Origin of the sequence: Pseudomonas sp. CFBP 13727 (genome assembly GCF_014841915.1) — a bacterium.
GTDB lineage: Bacteria > Pseudomonadota > Gammaproteobacteria > Pseudomonadales > Pseudomonadaceae > Aquipseudomonas > Aquipseudomonas baltica.
Map to the genome: position 1 here is coordinate 361795 of NZ_JACYUT010000005.1, position 16903 is coordinate 378697.

Below are 16903 nucleotides of genomic sequence, written 5' to 3' on the forward strand. Positions count from 1 at the left end.
GAGCCCTGGATTCACTCGTGTTCGTCGCCCCCGCCAAAGCTCAGGCCATGCTTGCGCAGCTTGTCGTGCAAGGTCTTGCGTGGAATGCCCAAGGCCTCGGCCAGGCTGCGGACGGAGGTGTGCGAGCGGCTCATCTCGGCCGCGATCAAGGCGCGTTCGAAATGCTCGACCTGTTCGCTGAGCCCGCCGGCGACCGTCCGCGCCATGTCCACGGGGCCGGACTCGCCGTTGTCCAGGGCCAGTTCGAGGCCCAGGGCGAAGCGCTCGGCAGCGTTCTGCAGTTCGCGCACATTGCCCGGCCAGCTGTGCCGCAACAACAACGCACGCTGGGCCGCCGACAGTTCGTTGGCCAGTACCCCGTGGCGCTCGGCGGCAGCGTCGGCGTAGTACTGGAACAACGCCAGCACGTCTTCGCCACGCTCGCGCAACGGCGGAATGCGTAGCGAGGCGACATTGAGGCGGTAATACAGGTCGGCGCGGAAGCGTCCCTGGTCGGCGGCCTGACGCAGGTCTTCCTTGGTGGCGGCAATCACCCGGATGTCCAGGCGGATCTGCTGGTTGCCACCCAGGCGCTCGACCACGCGCTCCTGCAGCAGGCGCAGCAGCTTGACCTGTACGTCCAGGCTCATGCTTTCGATTTCGTCGAGAAACAAGGTGCCGCCGTTGGCGAACTCGAACTTGCCGATGCGGCGTTTCTGCGCGCCGGTGAAGGCGCCGGGCTCATGGCCGAACAGCTCGCTTTCCACCACCGATTCGGCGAGGGCACCGGCGTTGATCGCCACGAAGGGACCGGCGCGGCGGCTGGACAGGTCGTGCAGGGCGCGCGCCACCACTTCCTTGCCGGCGCCGGTTTCGCCCAGGATCAGCACGTCGGCCCTGGTTCCGGCCAGGGCGCCGATCTGTTCGCGCAAACGCGCCATCGGCGCCGACTGGCCCACCAGGCGCGTGCTCAGCTGCTGGCGATCGCTCAGGGCCATGCGCAGGCTGCGGTTGTCCAGCACCAGCCGGCGCACGGCCAGGCCGCGACGCACGCTGTCGAGCAGCGCATCGCTGGCGAATGGTTTTTCGAGGAAATCGTAGGCACCGGCGCGCATGGCCTGCACGGCCAATGGGACGTCGCCGTGCCCGGTGATCAGCAGAACCGGCAGTTCGGTGTCCCGCGCATGCAGTTGTTCGAGCAACTGCAGGCCGTCGATGCCCGGCATGCGGATGTCGCTGACCACGACACCCGGCCAGTCGCGCTCGATGCGCGCGGACAGGCCCTGGGCGTCGGCCAGGGCCAGCACTTTCAGCCCGGCCAGGTCCAGGGTCTGGCTCAAGGCCTGGCGCAGGTGGGGATCGTCGTCGATCAGCACGACCTGGATCTTGCTGTCGATGGCGCTGTCGCTGGTCATGCCGATGGGTCCTCTGGAGCTTGCAGGCTGACCCCGGGCTCTCCGGCGCGCAAGCGCAGGATCAGCAGGGCACCGCCTTGGGGATGATTGGACAGCAGCAGTTCGCCGCCCAGCGCGCGCATCAGCGTATCGCAGATCGCCAGGCCCAGGCCAAGTCCCTGCGTGCGTGTCTTGGTGGTGAAAAAGGGTTCGCGGGCGCGGGCCATGGCCTCGCTGGTGAAGCCTGGGCCGTTGTCGCGGATGCGCAGTTCGACGCCGTCGGCCGTTTGTTCGGCGCTCAGCCACAGGCAGCGAGGGTTGGCCTTTTCGGTCAAGGCATCCAGGGCATTGGCCAGCAGGTTGCCCAGCACCTGGCGCAGTCGGGTTTCACCGGCCTGCACCCAGAGCGGCGCATCGGGCAGGTCGCGGATGAGTTCGACGGCCATGGCCCGGCGGCGTTTGGCGAGCAGGGCCAGGGCATCGTCGAGGGCTGGTTGCAGGGCGACACTTTCCAGGGCGTGACGGTCGCGTCGGGCGAAGGCGCGCAGGTGGGCGATGATCGAGGCCATGCGCCCGGTCAGTTCGCTGATCAGCTTGAGGTTGCCTCGTGCATCCTCGATGCGCTCGTGGTCGAGCAGCACTTCGGTGTTCTCGGCGTAGCTGCGAATGGCCGCCAGGGGCTGATTGAGCTCGTGGCTGATGCTGGCCGACATGGTGCCCAGCGCCGACAGCTTGCCCGCCTGCACCAGTTCGTCCTGGGCACGCACCAGTTCCTGCTGGGCCTGCTCGCGTTCGAGCACTTCCTGGCGCAGCTTGCTGTTGAGCCCTTCGAGCGCACTGGTGCGTTCCACCACCCGGGTTTCCAGTTCGTGCCGGGTACGCCCTTCGAACTCGATGCGCTCGAGGTAGTGGCGGCGGCGCTGCATCATCAGGCCGAGCAGCAGCATCAATGCCAGGAGCAAGGCTCCGCCCACGGCGACGACGGTGCGCACCGGTCGATCGAGCAAGGTTTTGGGGGCGAGGATGCTGACGTTCCAGCCGGTTTCGGCGATGGTGCGCGTTTGCGTGAGCCAGGCGTCGGGGTCCAGGTTCAGCGGCTGTGGATCGCGGGTGGGGTAGGGCAGGATCGAGACGATGGCCTGGCGCTCGCTGTCGCTGAGCGGGCGCGTGGCACGGAAGCGCCATTCAGGGCGCGAGGTCAGGATGACCACGCCGTTGTGGTCGGTGAGCAGCAGCTGTTCAGGCGTCTTGCCCCACAGGGTTTCGGTGTGGTCGAGGTCGACCTTCACCACCAGAACGCCAATGACCTTGTCCTGGTCATGCACGGCGGCGGCAAAGAAGTAGCCGCGCTTGGCCGAGGTCGTGCCGAGCCCGAAGAAGCGCCCCAGGCGCCCGGCCACGGCATCGCTGTAATAGGGGCGGAAGGCGAAATTGCGGCCGACGAAACTGTCGCGCTGTTCCCAGTTGGAGGCGGCCAGGGTATTGCCGTCGGCGTCCAGCAGGTACATGACTTCGGCGCCGGTCTGTTCGCGGATGTCCTTGAGCAGGTGGTTGGCGTCGAGGATCGCCTGGGCATCGCGGGGAGCGGCCAGCAAGGCGCGCAGCGCCGGCAGGTCACCGAGGATCTGCGGCAGGGTTTCGTAGCGGTGCAGGGTGCCCAGCAGGTTGGCGACGTAGAGGTCCAGCGTCTGCCGATTCTGGCTGACCAGCTCGCTTTTGTAATAGCGCTCGGCCAGATGCTCCAGTGGCCACAACAGTGGCGCCAGGCACAGGGCCAGGATTGCCAGGCTGCGCCAGCGGGGTCTGCGAGTGATGAAAGGTCTGGAGGTCATAGGACAACACGCCGGAATTGACCGGCGTATTATGCGCCACGTAAACGCCGCGAAGCACGGTCGACATGCATCGCGACGTTACCGCAGGCCGATCACGGGAACACGTCGGCCTCTTCCAGGCGCTTGCCGGCCAGGTCCTTGGCCGACAGCGACGGGGCTGCGTCCAGCTGCCAGTCGATTGCCAACTGCTCGTCATCCCAGGCAATGCTGCGCTCGGACGACGGGTCGTAGTAATCGGTGGTCTTGTAGAGGAACTCGGCGTACTCGCTCTGCACCACGAAACCGTGGGCGAAGCCCGGCGGAATCCACAACTGACGGCTGTTCTGCGCGGACAGCTCGACCGCCACCCACTTGCCGAAGTTCGGCGAGCTGCGGCGGATGTCCACTGCCACGTCGAGCACTTGCCCGGTGACCACGCGAACCAGCTTGCCCTGGGCATGCTGCACCTGATAGTGCAGCCCGCGCAGCACGCCGCGGGCGGAGCGTGAATGGTTGTCCTGGACGAACGGCAGCGTCACGCCGGTGGCCTCCTGGAAGGCCTTGGCATTGAAGCTTTCGTAGAAGAAGCCGCGCTCGTCACCGAAAACCTTCGGCTCGATGATCAACACATCGGGCAGGTCGGTAGCGATCACTTTCATCGGGTTTCTCCGGCCAGCGAGTACAGGTACTGACCATAGCCGGTCTTGCCGAAGTACTTGGCGCGTACCAGCAGCTGTTCGCGGTCGATCCAGTGGTTCTGGTAGGCGATCTCTTCCAGGCAAGCCACTTTCAGGCCCTGACGGTGTTCGATGGTCTGCACGTATTGCGAAGCATCGAGCAGGCTGTCGTGGGTACCGGTGTCGAGCCAGGCAAAGCCGCGGCCGAAGCGTTCCACGCGCAGGTCGCCGCGTTCCAGGTAGGCATTGTTGACGTCGGTGATTTCCAGCTCGCCACGGGGCGAAGGCTGGACATCCTTGGCAATGCGCACCACGTCGTTGTCGTAGAAATACAGGCCGGTGACCGCATAGCTGGACTTGGGCTCGGTCGGCTTCTCTTCGATGGACAGTGCACGCCCGTCCTGGTCGAACTCGACCACGCCGAAACGCTCCGGATCCTTGACCCAGTAACCGAACACGGTGGCGCCGGTCGGGTGCGCCGAGGCACGCTTGAGCTGGTCGCTGAAGTGCTGGCCGTGGAAGATGTTGTCGCCCAGGATCAGGCACACCGGGTCTTCGCCGATGAATTCCTCACCGATCAGGAACGCCTGGGCCAGGCCGTCCGGTGCTGGCTGTTCGGCGAACTGGATGTTGATCCCGAACTGACTGCCGTCGCCGAGCAACTGGCGGTATTGCGGCAGGTCCTGAGGGGTGGAGATCAGCAGGATCTCGCGGATGCCGGCCAGCATCAGTACCGAGATCGGGTAGTAGATCATCGGCTTGTCGTAGATGGGCAGCAGTTGCTTGGAAACACCCAGGGTAATGGGGTGCAGGCGGGTGCCGGAGCCCCCGGCCAGAACGATACCTTTCATCATGCGATCAAATCCTTAGGTTCGGTGAAGCCCAGGCGTTCACCTTGATAACTGCCGTCCTGTACGCGACGGCACCATTGAAGATTGTCCAGATACCACTGCACGGTCTTGCGCAGGCCGGTCTGGAAGGTTTCCTGCGGCACCCAGCCCAGTTCGCGCTCGATCTTGCTGGCGTCGATGGCATAGCGCACATCGTGGCCCGGGCGGTCCTTGACGAAGGTGATCAGGTCGGCATAGTGCGCCACGCCGTCCGGACGCTGTGGCGCCAGTTCGTCGAGCAGGCCGCAGATGCTGCGCACCACGTCGATGTTCTTCTGCTCGTTGTGGCCGCCGATGTTGTAGGTCTCGCCGACCACGCCTTCGGTGACGACCTTGAACAGGGCGCGGGCATGGTCTTCGACGTACAGCCAGTCACGCACTTGCATGCCATTGCCGTACACGGGCAGTGGCTTGCCGGCCAGGGCATTGAGAATCACCAGCGGAATGAGTTTTTCCGGGAAGTGATACGGGCCGTAGTTGTTCGAGCAGTTGGTGATCAGCACCGGCAGCCCGTAGGTACGCTGCCAGGCACGCACCAGGTGGTCGGAGGCTGCCTTGCTGGCCGAGTACGGCGAGCTTGGCGCGTACGGCGTGGTTTCGGTGAACAGGTCGTCCACGCCGTGCAGGTCGCCGTAGACCTCGTCGGTGGAGATATGGTGGAAGCGAAAGGCTTCGCGTTCGGCCGCCGGCAGGTGCTGCCAGTAGCCACGGGTGGCTTCGAGCAAGGCGTAGGTGCCGACCACGTTGGTCTGGATGAACTCGCCCGGCCCGTCGATGGAGCGATCGACGTGGGATTCGGCCGCCAAGTGCATGATCGCGTGGGGCTGGAAGCGCGCCAGCACGGCGCTTACCGCGGCCTGGTCGGCAATGTCGGCCTGGACGAATTCGTAACGGCTGTCGCTGGCGATTTCAGCCAGTGATTCGAGGTTGCCGGCGTAGGTCAGCTTGTCGAGGTTGAGTACTTCGTGCTCGGTGTTGGCGATCAGGTGACGCACCAGTGCCGAGCCAATGAAACCGGCGCCGCCGGTGATGAGAATGCGCATGTCGAAAGCCTTCTTCCTGAGCTGACAATGATTCGTTGCAGCCTAGCTTGTGTGGATGGGCGCGGCGGTGCAAGCCCGGTTTGTCAAACGAATGTGCAACGGTGTTCCACCCCAGGCCTGTTCATGAGTGACACAGGCCTGGGGCGGCGTAGTTCAACGGCAGTCTGCCTGCGCGATCGAATCGCGAGCGGCAGGGTTGCCGGCGGTGGAAATCCTGCGCGGCGAACCGCTACAGTACTTGCAAACCAGACCATCGAGGTTTCATTCATGCCGCTCGACATGCTCGTGCATCGCGCCAGTCGTCCCAACCCCGTGGTGAGTATCGAACAGGCGCAGGCATTGTTGTTCGAGCATTATGGCCTGCAAGGTCAGCTGCACAGCCTGGGCAGCCAGCAAGACCTCAATTTTCGCGTGGAAAGCGCCCAGCATCGCTGGGTGCTGAAGTTCTGTCACGATGACGCCCCCCAGGCGCTCGCGGCCCAGCATGCCGCGATGCACCATCTGGCTGGCCACGGCCTTGCAGTACCACAGGCACTGGCTGGCCTCGACGGTCGCGACACCCTTGGCGTACACCTGGGCCAGCAGCGCCTGCAGATGCGCGTGTTGAGCTATCTGGACGGTCAGCCGTTGACACGCCTCAAGCATCTGGGGCCGGCTGCGATCGCGCGCATCGGTCAGTTGTGCGGCGAGGTAGACCGCGCCTTGCTCGACTTTCAACACCCTGGCCTTGCGCGCACGCTGCAATGGGACCCGCGACATGCGCATAAGTTGCTTGATCATCTGTTGCCAGCGCTCGACGATCCCGGGCAGCGCGGCCGTGTGGTCGAAATGGCGTTCCAGGCGCAGCGTCGAGTGGGTGCGGTCAGTGCCAATCTGCCGCTGCAGGCGGTGCATCTGGACATCACCGATGACAACAGTGTCTGGCAGCGTGATGCCGACCTGCGCTGGCAGCTTGCGGGCCTGATCGACTTCGGTGATCTGGTGCACACCTGGCGGGTGGCGGACCTGGCGGCGACCTGTGCTGCGCTGCTGCATCATGGCCATGGCGATCCGTTCGCGGTGTTGCCGGCAGTGGCAGCCTATCATCGGGTCAATCCGCTCGATGCAGCGGAGTTGCGTGCGTTGTGGCCATTGGTGGTGCTGCGGGCCGCGGTGCTGGTGTCGAGCAGCGCCCGGCAGTTGAGCGTGGCACCGGACAACGACTACATCCGGGCCAATGTCGAACATGAGTGGGAAATCTTCGACATAGCTACCGCAGAACCATTCGAATTGATGGAAGCGGCAATTTTCAGCAGTGTGGGCCAGAGCATACCTGAATCAGGCGGAGATGGCATATTGCCTTTGTTCGCCCACGTGACGCATTCGACAGTTTGTCGAGTGGACTTGAGCGTACTCAGCGAGCATTTCGCGGACGGCAATTGGGAGCAAGCGAATATCGACGAACGGCTGCTGAGCGATGCCGCAGCGGGCAGCGGCTGGGCCTGTACGAGGTATGGTGAGTATCGCCTATCGCGTACCCGCATCGATACCTGCGCGGCGTCGGCGACCTGCGCGCTGCACGTGCAGGTTCAGGCGCCGCCGGGCACCAACCTGCAGGCGCCCTGGGCTGGCACGCTGAAGCGGTTGGCAGATGCCAGCGTGGTGCTCGAAGGTCCTTCCGTGAGCCTGCACCTGTGGGGGCTCGACTGCCCAAGCCCGGCGGGGACCGTGCTGGCTGCGGGCGCACCGTTGGGCAAGGTCGACGGTTCGCTGCTGGTGCAGTTGTGCCGCAGCCCTGATGTGAGCCCGCCACTGTTCTGCACGCCGGCGCGGGCGGCGGCCTGGCAGTCCCTGTGCCCGTCGCCGGCAAGGGTGCTCGGCATGGATTGCGACGCGCCGCTACCGCCCGACGCAGGTCTGCTGCTGCAGCGGCGCGACGCCAGTTTCGCTCGCTCGCAGAAGCATTATTACCAGGCGCCGCCGCAGATCGAGCGCGGCTGGCGCAACCATCTGATCGACATGCATGGCCAGTCGTACCTGGACATGCTCAACAACGTCGCGGTGCTCGGCCATGGACACCCGCGCATGGCCCAGGTGGCGGCGCGGCAATGGTCACTGCTCAATACCAACTCACGCTTTCACTATGCAGCGATCGCCGAGTTTTCCGAGCGCCTGCTGGCGCTCGCGCCGCCAGGTTTCGATCGGGTGTTTCTGGTCAACAGCGGCACCGAGGCCAACGATCTGGCGATCCGCCTGGCCTGGGCAGCCAGCGGCGGGCGCGACATGCTCAGCATGCTCGAGGCCTACCATGGCTGGTCGGTGGCCACCGATGCCATTTCCACCTCCATCGCCGACAACCCGCAGGCGTTGAGCACGCGACCGGACTGGGTCCATCCGGTCATGGCGGCCAACAGCTACCGTGGCACTTTCCGTGGTCCCGATTGCACCGCAGGCTACGTCCGCAGTGTCGACGACACCTTGCGTCAGCTGGATGCGCAGGGCCGCCAGCTGGCCGGTTTCATCTGCGAGCCGGTGTACGGCAACGCCGGCGGCATAGCCTTGCCCGAGGGCTATCTGCAGCAGGTCTATGACCGCGTTCGCGCGCGGGGCGGGCTGTGCATCGCCGACGAAGTGCAAGTTGGCTATGGGCGCCTGGGCGAGTATTTCTGGGGGTTCGAACAGCAAGGCGTGGTGCCGGACATCATCACCATGGCCAAGGGCATGGGCAATGGTCACCCGCTGGGCGCGGTGATTACCCGCCGCGAGGTAGCCGAGGCACTGGAGGCCGAGGGGTATTTCTTCTCATCGTCCGGTGGCAGCCCGGTCAGTTGTCGCATTGGCCTGGCGGTGCTCGATGTGATGGCCGAAGAGGGGCTGTGGGAGAACGCGAAGGTGGTTGGCGGGCATTTCAAGGCACGCTTGCAAGGGTTGCTCGACCAGCATCCGCTGGTGGGCGCCGTGCACGGGTCCGGGTTCTATCTGGGCCTGGAACTGGTGCGCGATCGCCACAGCCTGGCGCCGGCGACGCAGGAGACGGCGCTGCTGTGCGAGCGGCTGCGCGAGCTGGGCATCTTCATGCAGCCTACCGGTGACCACCTGAACATCCTCAAGATCAAGCCGCCGATGGTGACTACCCGACAGAGCGTGGATTTCTTCGTCGATTGCGTGGCGCAGGTGCTGGACGAAATCCAGGGCTGAAAGACAGGCCCGGGCGCGTTTCACGATCCGCTCGACAACCTGTAGAGTGCGCCCATACCTTTTTCATGGACCACCGGAGCCCTGACCCATGACCACGCTCGACAGTACCCCTCGCGCCGACGGTTTCTACATGCCGGCCGAATGGGCGCCCCATACCCAGACCTGGATGCTGTGGCCCGAGCGCCCGGACAACTGGCGCCTGGGCGGCAAGCCGGTGCAGGCGGCGCATGTCGCCCTGGCCAAGGCCATCGCGCGTTTCGAGCCGGTCACGGTCGGGGTGTCTGCAGGGCAGTACGACAACGCGCGCGCGCGCCTGGACGTGCCGAACATTCGCGTGGTCGAAATGAGCAGCGACGATGCCTGGATGCGTGATACCGGGCCGACCTTCGTGATCGACGAAAGCGGCCAGGTGCGCGGTGTAGACTGGGCGTTCAATGCGTGGGGCGGCTTTGACGGTGGCCTCTATGCGCCCTGGAACCGCGACGAGCAGGTGGCAAGCAAGGTGCTGGGCATGGAGCGCTGCCAGGGTTACCACACGCAAGGTTTCGTGCTCGAAGGCGGCTCGATTCACGTGGACGGCGAAGGCACGCTGATCACCACCGAGGAATGCCTGCTCAACCGCAATCGCAACCCGCACCTGAACCGCGAGCAGATCGAGCGAATCCTGTCCGATCATCTGGCAGTGGACAAGGTCATCTGGCTGCCCGACGGCCTGTTCAACGACGAGACCGACGGACACGTCGACAACTTCTGCTGCTACGTGCGTCCCGGTGAAGTGCTGCTGGCCTGGACCGACGACGCCAGTGACCCGAACTATGCCCGTTGCCAGGCTGCCCTGCAGGTGCTGGAAAGCAGTGTCGATGCCAAGGGCCGGGCGCTGGTGGTGCACAAGATGCCGATCCCGGGGCCCCTGTATGCCACCCAGCAGGAGTGCGATGGCGTCGATCTGGTTGCCGGCAGCCAGGAGCGTCACCCGTCCGTGCGCCTGGCCGGATCCTACGTTAACTTTCTGATCGTCAACGGCGGCATCATCGCGCCCAGCTTCGACGACCCCCTCGACAGCCAGGCGCAGGCCCTGTTGCAGCAGCTGTTTCCGGAGCACGAAGTGGTGATGGTGCCGGGCCGTGAATTGCTGCTCGGTGGCGGCAACATCCATTGCCTGACCCAGCAGCAGCCGGCGCCCGTGCGCGGCTGAGGCGGGCTGACCAGCCTTTGAAGCCCGACCTGATGTCGGGCTTTTTTGTGGGCGTTATGCCGCAAAGCGACCTGCTTATAGCGATAAAGTTTCACGAAATTTTGACTTTCGCGTCCTCCCATCGCTAGGATCCGACCCCGCGCACTGGCCCGCATAGACCCTGCCCCGCCCCTCCGAATGCCTGTTGCAGAGCGTTGCGCTGGTAATGCGGACGGCGGGAAACGAGCGGGTGGCCGTGTCGCGTCCTCACTGGTGATTAGGGAAAACAAGATGTTGAACAAGAAACTGGCTGTCCTCGCGCTGGGCGTGATGGCGGCGACCCAGGCCATGGCCAGCGAACAGGCCGATAGCAAGGGCTTCGTCGAAGACAGCCACCTCGACGTACTGCTGCGCAATGCCTACATCAGTCGTGACTACAAGCATGGCGGGCAGGACAAGGCCGAGTGGGGCCAGGGTGTGATCGCCAAGTTCAATTCCGGTTTCACCCAGGGCACGGTCGGCGTCGGCGTCGATGCATTCGGCCTGTATGCGCTGCGCCTGGACGGCGGCACCGGTCGCGCCGGTGCCGGCGGCATCGACTTTTTCAAGCGTGGCGGTACTTCGGACGATCCGAGCAGTGCGCCCCACGATCTGGCCCGCGCCGGCGCAGCGGTGAAAGTGCGCATCTCCAATACCGTGATCAAGTACGGCGACCAGATGCCGGCGCTGCCGGTGCTCAATTTCGACGATTCGCGCCTGTTGCCGGAAAGCTTCACCGGCACCCTGATCACCTCCAAGGAAATCGATGGCCTGGTGCTCAACGCCGGCCGCTTCACCCAGGAAGCGCGCAAGAGCGCCGAAGCCCGCGACAGCGGTGGCCTGAAGAAAATCGACGTGTACGGCGGCAGCTATCAGTTCAGCGACAGCCTGACCGGTGCCTTGTATGCCTCGGATGTCGAAGACCGGCTGAAGAAGCAGTACGTCAACCTCAACTACGTGCTGGCCCTGCCGAGCGAACAGTCGCTGACGTTTGATTTCAACGGCTACCGCTCGCACCTGGACAAGGACTACGCCAGCACGCTGGGCACTGGCCAGGACAACAAGATCTGGAGCCTGGCCGCGACCTGGGCCTTCGGTCCGCACTCGCTGACCCTGGCACACCAGCGCAGCACGGCCGATACCGGCTACAACTACGGTTTCTATCAGAACGCCGGTGGCGTGGGCGACGGTGGCTCGACCATTTTCCTGGCCAACTCGTACTGGTCGGACTTCAACGCCGAAGACGAAGTCTCCTGGCAGTTGGGCTACGGCATCGACTTCCGCACGTTCGGCGTGCCCGGCCTGACCTACAAGGTGGCCTACGTGCGTGGCGACAACATCCGCACCCCGACGGGCGATGGCCAGGAACGCGAGATCTTCAATCAGGTCCAGTACGTGGTGCAGAACGGCCCGGCCAAGGACCTGACCCTGCGTCTGCGCGGCTCGTGGTTGCGCACCTCGGACAACGTCCGTGCTTCGGGCTATAACGACGACGGCAACGAAATACGCGCTTTCGTCGAGTACCCGATCAACATCTTCTGATGGCGACCTGGTTGTGATGTTGTAAATGAAAAACCCCGCGAGAGCGGGGTTTTTCGTATGCGAACGATGCCGATCAATGCTCGCGCACGGCCTGCGTATCCGGCTCGCGGGTGACGGCCTTGACCAGTTTGCCGATGCTCAGGCCCTGCAGCAGGATCGAGGACAGCACGACGATGTAGGTGATGCTCAGCAGCAGGTCGCGTTCCGGGCCGATCGGCAGGGCCAGGGCCAGGGCGACCGAGACGCCGCCGCGCAGGCCACCCCAGGTAAGCACGCGAATGGTGCCACGCGGGACGCTGCGAAAGCGTCGCAGCAGCAGAATCGCCGGGGCCACCGTGAGCAACCGCGAGAGCAGGATCGCCACGGCCAGCAGGGAGGCTGCGAACAGGTGCAGCCAGGAGAACGGCAGCAGCAACAGCTCCAGGCCAATCAAGGCGAACAGCAGCGCATTGAGGATGTCGTCGAGCAACTCCCAGAAGCCGTCCATATAGCGCCGGGTCATATCGTTCATTGCCAGGTTGCGCCCCAGGTTGCCGATGATCAGCCCGGCCACCACCATTGCGATCGGCGCCGACACATGCAGCTCGTAGGCCATGGCCGAGCCACCGATCACCAGCGCCAGGGTCAGCATGACCTCGACCTGGTACTGCTCGATGCTCTTGATCATGCGGTAGACGATGTAGCCGATCAGGCCGCCGAACAGTGCGCCCCCCACGGCTTCATGCAGGAACAGCATGGCCGTTGCGCCCGCCGTCGGTGTTTCGCCCAGTTGAGCGATACCCAGCAGCACGGTGAACACCACCACCGCCGTGCCGTCGTTGAACAGCGATTCGCCGACGATGGTGGTCTTGAGCGGTTTGGAAGCATTGGCCGTGCGCAACACGCCCAGCACCGCGATCGGGTCGGTAGGTGAAATCAGGGCGCCGAACAGCAAGCAGTACAGGAAGCTGACGTGCCAGCCGAACAGGCCGAAGATCCAGAAGGCCAGGGCGCCGATGACGAAGGTGGCGATCAGCACACCGAAAGTGGCCAGCAGACCGATCGGCCAGCGGTAGTTGCGCAGGTCGGCGAGGTTCACGTGCAGGGCGCCGGCGAACAGCAGGAAGGACAGCATCCAGTTCATCAGCAGATCGCCGAAGTCGATCTGGTTCATCAATGCTTCGACGCGTTCTTCCAGGCCCGGGTAGCCGATGAAACTCAAGCCTTGCAGGATCAGCGAGAACAGCAGAGCGGTCACCATCACACCGATGGTAGGGGGCAGGCCGATGAAGCGGAAATTCACATAGGTCAGCAGTGTGGTGAGGCAGATGAATGTGGCAACTAGCTCGAGCATCCGGGCTCCTTTGGTCAAATGATGAAGATTTCTCGATAGATGAGGTCTATCAAACGCTGCAGTGTTGTTGGATGTTGCCGTGCGCCCGAACGGCACACCCGTTCATCCCGCCGCGTTGAGTGCCGCGGTTGGCCTGCGCTGCCAATAGATGAACACCACGGCGAGTATCAGGGTGCCGATGCCGGTTATGGCGCCGGTCCATGGCAAATCCACCAATGGTGCACCACTGGCGACAACCAGGCCGCCGACCCAGGCGCCGGCGGCGTTGCCCAGGTTGAAGGCGCTCTGGTTGAGGGTCGAGCCCAGGTTCGGCGCCTCGTGTGCCTGGTCGATGATCAGCAGTTGCAGGATCGGGCACAGCGCGAAGGCGAACACGCCCCACGCCAGCAATGTCAGCGCGGCCGGGATCAATGAGCCGCTGGTCTGGGTGAACAGGGCCAGGATCAACACCACCGCAATGGCCATGCCCACCAGCGAGGGCAGCAGGCGCGAGTCGGCCAGACGGCCACCGAGCATGCTGCCGATGGTCAGGCCGACGCCGAACAGCAGCAGCATCACGGTGATGCCGTGGGCGCTGACGCCGGTAACGTCCTGCAGGATCGGTGCAATGTAGGTGAACACACTGAACAGGCTGCAGGAGGCCATCGCGCTCATGGCCAGGGGCAGCAACACGTTGGGCTTGCGCAGCACGCGGAACTCGCGGGCCAGGTTGCCGCGTTCCATGGGAATGGCCTTGGGCAGCCAGACGATCTGCGCCAGCAAGGCAATGATGCCGATCACCGAGACGGCCCAGAACGTGGAGCGCCAGCCGGCGAACTGGCCCAACGCCGTGCCCAGCGGTACCCCCAGCACGTTGGCCAGGGTCAGTCCGGTGAACATCAGGGCGATGGCCTGGGCGCGCTTGTTCGGCGCCACCAGGCCTGCGGCCACTACCGAGCCGATTCCGAAGAACGCTCCATGGCACAGGGCCGTGATGATTCGGGCGCCCATCAGCGTGGCGTAATTGGGCGCCAGCGCGCACAGCACGTTGCCGAGGATGAACATCAAGGTCATGCCCAGCAAGGTAGCCTTGCGCGGCAGGTTGGCGGTGAGCACCGCCAGCACCGGCGCGCCGAAGACCACGCCCAGGGCGTAGCCGGTGATCAGCAAGCCCGCATCCGGGATGCTGACGGACAGGTCCTGCGCCACATCGGTGAGCAGGCCCATGATGACGAATTCGGTGGTGCCGATGCCGAATGCGGCGACGGCCAATGCAAACAATGCAAGTGGCATGCGGATGTTCTCGAGTAGGAGGGTGAGTTGCCCGACAAAGGCATGCGCCAGCCTCCGCATGAACTGCAGAGAACACGATTTATTGGAATAGGAGCGCAAAAGGATGCAGCGATACAGCGGCGCGTATTATAGGGAGTGCCGCAAAGGCGGCCAAATTGATAATTGCAATGGAACTCTGCGCGGGCGAACCTTTCGCGGCGTGTGTCCTCTTAATATCTATCGAGCGTGCATGGGCACATCGGTGTGGAAGACTCGAACAAGGAACTCTGTATGACCGTCGCCTTCTGGTGTGTCTTGATCGCTTTGGTATTGCCCTACGCATGCGCCTATATCGCCAAGTTCACGGGCGGCCACTTCGGCTTGCGCCACAACCATGATCCGCGTGCCTACCTCGACTCGTTGGAGGGCTTGCCCAAGCGGGCCCACGCCGCGCAGTTGAACAGTTTCGAAATTCTTCCCGGCTTCATCGCCGCAGTGGTCATTTCCGATATCGTCGGCAATGCGCAACAGGTGACGCTCGACGTGCTGGCAGTGGTGTTCATCACTACACGTCTGCTGTACATCATCTGTTACCTGGCCGACTGGGCTGCCTTGCGGTCGTTGGTATGGTTCACCGGGTTCGCGATCATTGTCAGTTACTTCTTCGTCTCGATGTAGCGGTACTTTGCGTACAGGCGGCGGATCATCGAGATGACTCGCCGCGCAATGCCCATTACTTGTCCAGCTCATCCATTGCTTCTTGCAGTTCCTTGCGCGACTCGGCGAGTTTGTCCTTGCGCTTGTTGATCTTCTCCGAATCGCCTTTCTTCATGGCTTTGTCCAGGTCGCTTTGACGCTTGCTGACTTCGCGCTTGGCATCGAGCACTTTGCCTTCACGTTCCTTGCGCAGCGAATTGTCGGTGCAGTTGGTCTGGATCTCGCGCAGTGCGGTGTTCAGGCCATCGACCTGATTCTGGTTGCCGTTGGCCTTGGCGACGGCGATCTGTGCCTGCACGTTCTGCTGCTTGGCGGCGCAACCGGTGGCCACTGCCGCCACGGCGGGGGCAGGAGGGGCAGCCATCGCCGGGGCGACAAGCACACCGGTGACCAGCAAAGCGCACAGGGAGGAAAGCTTGTTCATGGTGACTCCGTGAATATGATTCTGAATAGTTGACGATGAATTGAAGTAAATGTCTGTAGGACGCGTCCTATTCGTGGCACCACGTATCGAGTTGCTGCAGTGGCCCACGACATGATCCTTCCATTGAAGGACCTTTTGCCGGCCAGGTCAAAGCCGTCTCGCCTCGAAGCAGGCCTGCGCCCTTTGCGACGACACAAAAAAGCCCCGGCCAGTCACCCGGCCGGGGCTTTTCGTATACTGCTGTCAGGCGCCTGGCTTACTTGAGGCCGGCGGCGTCGCGCAGGGCCGCGGCACGGTCGGTGCGCTCCCAGGTGAACGCGGTGAAGGTGTCGTCGCCTACGGTCATTTCCACCGGCGCCCGGCCGAAGTGGCCGTAGGCCGCGGTGGCCTGGTACATCGGGTGCAGCAGGTCGAGCATGGTGGTGATGGCATACGGACGCAGGTCGAAGTGCGCACGCACCAGCTTGACGATCTGGTCGTCGCTGATCTTGCCGGTGCCGAAGGTGTTGATCGAGATCGACGTGGGCTGGGCCACGCCGATGGCGTAGGACACCTGGATCTCGCAGCGCTCGGCCAGGCCGGCGGCGACGATGTTCTTGGCCACGTAGCGACCGGCGTAGGCCGCAGAGCGGTCGACCTTGGACGGATCCTTGCCGGAGAACGCACCGCCACCGTGGCGGGCCATGCCGCCGTAGCTGTCGACGATGATCTTGCGTCCGGTCAGGCCACAGTCACCCACCGGGCCACCGATGATGAAGTTGCCGGTCGGGTTGATGTGAAACTGGGTGTCCTTGTGCAGCAGTTCGGCCGGCAACACGTGCTTGACGATCAACTCCATCACGCCTTCGCGCAGGTCCTTGTAGGACACGTCCGGGTTGTGCTGGGTCGACAGCACCACTGCATCGATGCCCACGACCTTGCCGCCTTCGTACTGGCAGGTGACCTGCGACTTGGCATCGGGGCGCAGCCACGGCAGCAGGCCGGACTTGCGCGCTTCGGCCTGGCGCTCGACCAGGCGATGCGAGAAGCAGATCGGCGCGGGCATCAACACGTCGGTTTCGTTGCTGGCATAGCCGAACATCAGGCCCTGGTCGCCTGCGCCCTGATCTTCCGGCCTGCTGCGGTCCACGCCCTGGGCGATGTCCACCGACTGCTTGCCGATGATGTTCATGACCGCACAGGTGGCGCCGTCGAAGCCGACATCGGAGCTGTTGTAGCCGATGTCGACGATGACCTTGCGCACGATGTCTTCCAGGTCGACCCAGGCCGACGTGCTGACTTCGCCGGCGATGATCGCCACGCCGGTCTTGACCAGGGTTTCGCAAGCCACGCGGGCGAACTTGTCCTGGGTGATGATGGCGTCCAGCACCGCGTCGGAAATCTGGTCGGCGATCTTGTCCGGGTGTCCTTCAGAGACGGACTCGGAGGTGAAAAGGGAGTATTCGCTCATCT

General features: G+C 63.9%; 13 protein-coding genes. 4 read left to right on the top strand and 9 right to left on the bottom strand.

Features of this window, described 5'->3' with window-relative positions:
* Positions 1-11: 11 nt before the first annotated feature.
* From IFT76_RS17305 to rfbB, 5 genes are all read right to left on the bottom strand, one after another.
* A complete protein-coding gene (locus tag IFT76_RS17305; RefSeq protein ID WP_192059465.1) occupies positions 12-1394 on the bottom strand; it encodes a sigma-54-dependent transcriptional regulator in 1383 nt (460 codons plus the stop codon).
* Positions 1391-3205, bottom strand: coding sequence for a sensor histidine kinase (locus IFT76_RS17310; RefSeq protein WP_122479831.1), 1815 nt, complete (start codon positions 3203-3205; stop codon positions 1391-1393). Before IFT76_RS17310 ends, IFT76_RS17305 begins: the two co-directional genes overlap by 4 nt.
* A 92-nt stretch (positions 3206-3297) precedes the next feature.
* Positions 3298-3843, bottom strand: a complete 546-nt coding sequence (gene rfbC, locus IFT76_RS17315) for a dTDP-4-dehydrorhamnose 3,5-epimerase (protein WP_122479830.1) — start codon at positions 3841-3843, stop codon at positions 3298-3300.
* The gene (rfbA, locus tag IFT76_RS17320) at positions 3840-4715 is read right to left on the bottom strand and encodes a glucose-1-phosphate thymidylyltransferase RfbA (RefSeq protein WP_122479829.1); all 876 of its coding nucleotides are present in this window, start codon (positions 4713-4715) and stop codon (positions 3840-3842) included. The genes rfbC and rfbA overlap by 4 nt, the downstream gene beginning before the upstream one ends.
* Entirely contained in the window at positions 4712-5794 is a 1083-nt protein-coding gene (gene rfbB / locus IFT76_RS17325; protein ID WP_122479828.1) for a dTDP-glucose 4,6-dehydratase, read from the bottom strand. Before rfbB ends, rfbA begins: the two co-directional genes overlap by 4 nt.
* Before the next feature lie 267 nt (positions 5795-6061).
* Between rfbB and IFT76_RS17330 the strand changes: the two genes are divergently transcribed.
* The 3 genes from IFT76_RS17330 to IFT76_RS17340 all read left to right on the top strand — a co-directional run bounded on the left by IFT76_RS17330 (position 6062) and on the right by IFT76_RS17340 (position 11726).
* Positions 6062-8971: an aminotransferase gene (locus IFT76_RS17330; protein ID WP_192059467.1), complete on the top strand. Its 2910-nt coding sequence runs from the start codon at positions 6062-6064 to the stop codon at positions 8969-8971.
* A gap of 88 nt (positions 8972-9059) precedes the next feature.
* Positions 9060-10166: an agmatine deiminase gene (gene aguA / locus IFT76_RS17335; RefSeq protein ID WP_192059469.1), complete on the top strand. Its 1107-nt coding sequence runs from the start codon at positions 9060-9062 to the stop codon at positions 10164-10166.
* Between the two features lie 270 nt (positions 10167-10436).
* Positions 10437-11726: an OprD family porin gene (locus IFT76_RS17340; protein ID WP_192059471.1), complete on the top strand. Its 1290-nt coding sequence runs from the start codon at positions 10437-10439 to the stop codon at positions 11724-11726.
* A 73-nt stretch (positions 11727-11799) separates the two neighbouring features.
* On the opposite strand, the gene IFT76_RS17345 is transcribed toward IFT76_RS17340, so the two are convergent.
* Entirely contained in the window at positions 11800-13059 is a 1260-nt protein-coding gene (locus IFT76_RS17345) for a cation:proton antiporter (RefSeq protein WP_122479824.1), read from the bottom strand.
* Positions 13060-13161: 102 nt separating this feature from the next.
* Positions 13162-14331 (bottom strand): MFS transporter, encoded by a 1170-nt coding sequence (locus IFT76_RS17350; protein ID WP_185794741.1) that lies wholly within the window; start codon positions 14329-14331, stop codon positions 13162-13164.
* A gap of 270 nt (positions 14332-14601) precedes the next feature.
* Here IFT76_RS17350 and IFT76_RS17355 point away from each other — a divergent pair, with 270 nt between their 5' ends.
* Positions 14602-14988: an MAPEG family protein gene (locus IFT76_RS17355; RefSeq protein WP_192059473.1), complete on the top strand. Its 387-nt coding sequence runs from the start codon at positions 14602-14604 to the stop codon at positions 14986-14988.
* A gap of 55 nt (positions 14989-15043) precedes the next feature.
* Here the strand turns inward: IFT76_RS17355 and IFT76_RS17360 are convergent, their stop codons facing one another.
* Together IFT76_RS17360 and metK are read right to left on the bottom strand one after the other, a co-directional pair.
* Positions 15044-15451, bottom strand: coding sequence for a DUF1090 domain-containing protein (locus IFT76_RS17360; RefSeq protein WP_185794743.1), 408 nt, complete (start codon positions 15449-15451; stop codon positions 15044-15046).
* Between the two features lie 256 nt (positions 15452-15707).
* Positions 15708-16901, bottom strand: a complete 1194-nt coding sequence (gene metK / locus IFT76_RS17365; protein WP_122479820.1) for a methionine adenosyltransferase — start codon at positions 16899-16901, stop codon at positions 15708-15710.
* Between the last annotated feature and the right edge of the window lie 2 nt (positions 16902-16903).

Excerpts from the sequence above, each read along its gene's own strand:
- IFT76_RS17305 (WP_192059465.1), bottom strand. The coding sequence starts at position 1,394 with ATGACCAGCGACAGCGCCATCGACAGCAAGATCCAGGTCGTGCTGATC.
- IFT76_RS17310 (WP_122479831.1), bottom strand. The coding sequence starts at position 3,205 with ATGACCTCCAGACCTTTCATCACTCGCAGACCCCGCTGGCGCAGCCTG.
- rfbC (WP_122479830.1), bottom strand. The coding sequence starts at position 3,843 with ATGAAAGTGATCGCTACCGACCTGCCCGATGTGTTGATCATCGAGCCG.
- rfbA (WP_122479829.1), bottom strand. The coding sequence starts at position 4,715 with ATGATGAAAGGTATCGTTCTGGCCGGGGGCTCCGGCACCCGCCTGCAC.
- rfbB (WP_122479828.1), bottom strand. The coding sequence starts at position 5,794 with ATGCGCATTCTCATCACCGGCGGCGCCGGTTTCATTGGCTCGGCACTG.
- IFT76_RS17330 (WP_192059467.1), top strand. The coding sequence starts at position 6,062 with ATGCCGCTCGACATGCTCGTGCATCGCGCCAGTCGTCCCAACCCCGTG.
- aguA (WP_192059469.1), top strand. The coding sequence starts at position 9,060 with ATGACCACGCTCGACAGTACCCCTCGCGCCGACGGTTTCTACATGCCG.
- IFT76_RS17340 (WP_192059471.1), top strand. The coding sequence starts at position 10,437 with ATGTTGAACAAGAAACTGGCTGTCCTCGCGCTGGGCGTGATGGCGGCG.
- IFT76_RS17345 (WP_122479824.1), bottom strand. The coding sequence starts at position 13,059 with ATGCTCGAGCTAGTTGCCACATTCATCTGCCTCACCACACTGCTGACC.
- IFT76_RS17350 (WP_185794741.1), bottom strand. The coding sequence starts at position 14,331 with ATGCCACTTGCATTGTTTGCATTGGCCGTCGCCGCATTCGGCATCGGC.
- IFT76_RS17355 (WP_192059473.1), top strand. The coding sequence starts at position 14,602 with ATGACCGTCGCCTTCTGGTGTGTCTTGATCGCTTTGGTATTGCCCTAC.
- IFT76_RS17360 (WP_185794743.1), bottom strand. The coding sequence starts at position 15,451 with ATGAACAAGCTTTCCTCCCTGTGCGCTTTGCTGGTCACCGGTGTGCTT.
- metK (WP_122479820.1), bottom strand. The coding sequence starts at position 16,901 with ATGAGCGAATACTCCCTTTTCACCTCCGAGTCCGTCTCTGAAGGACAC.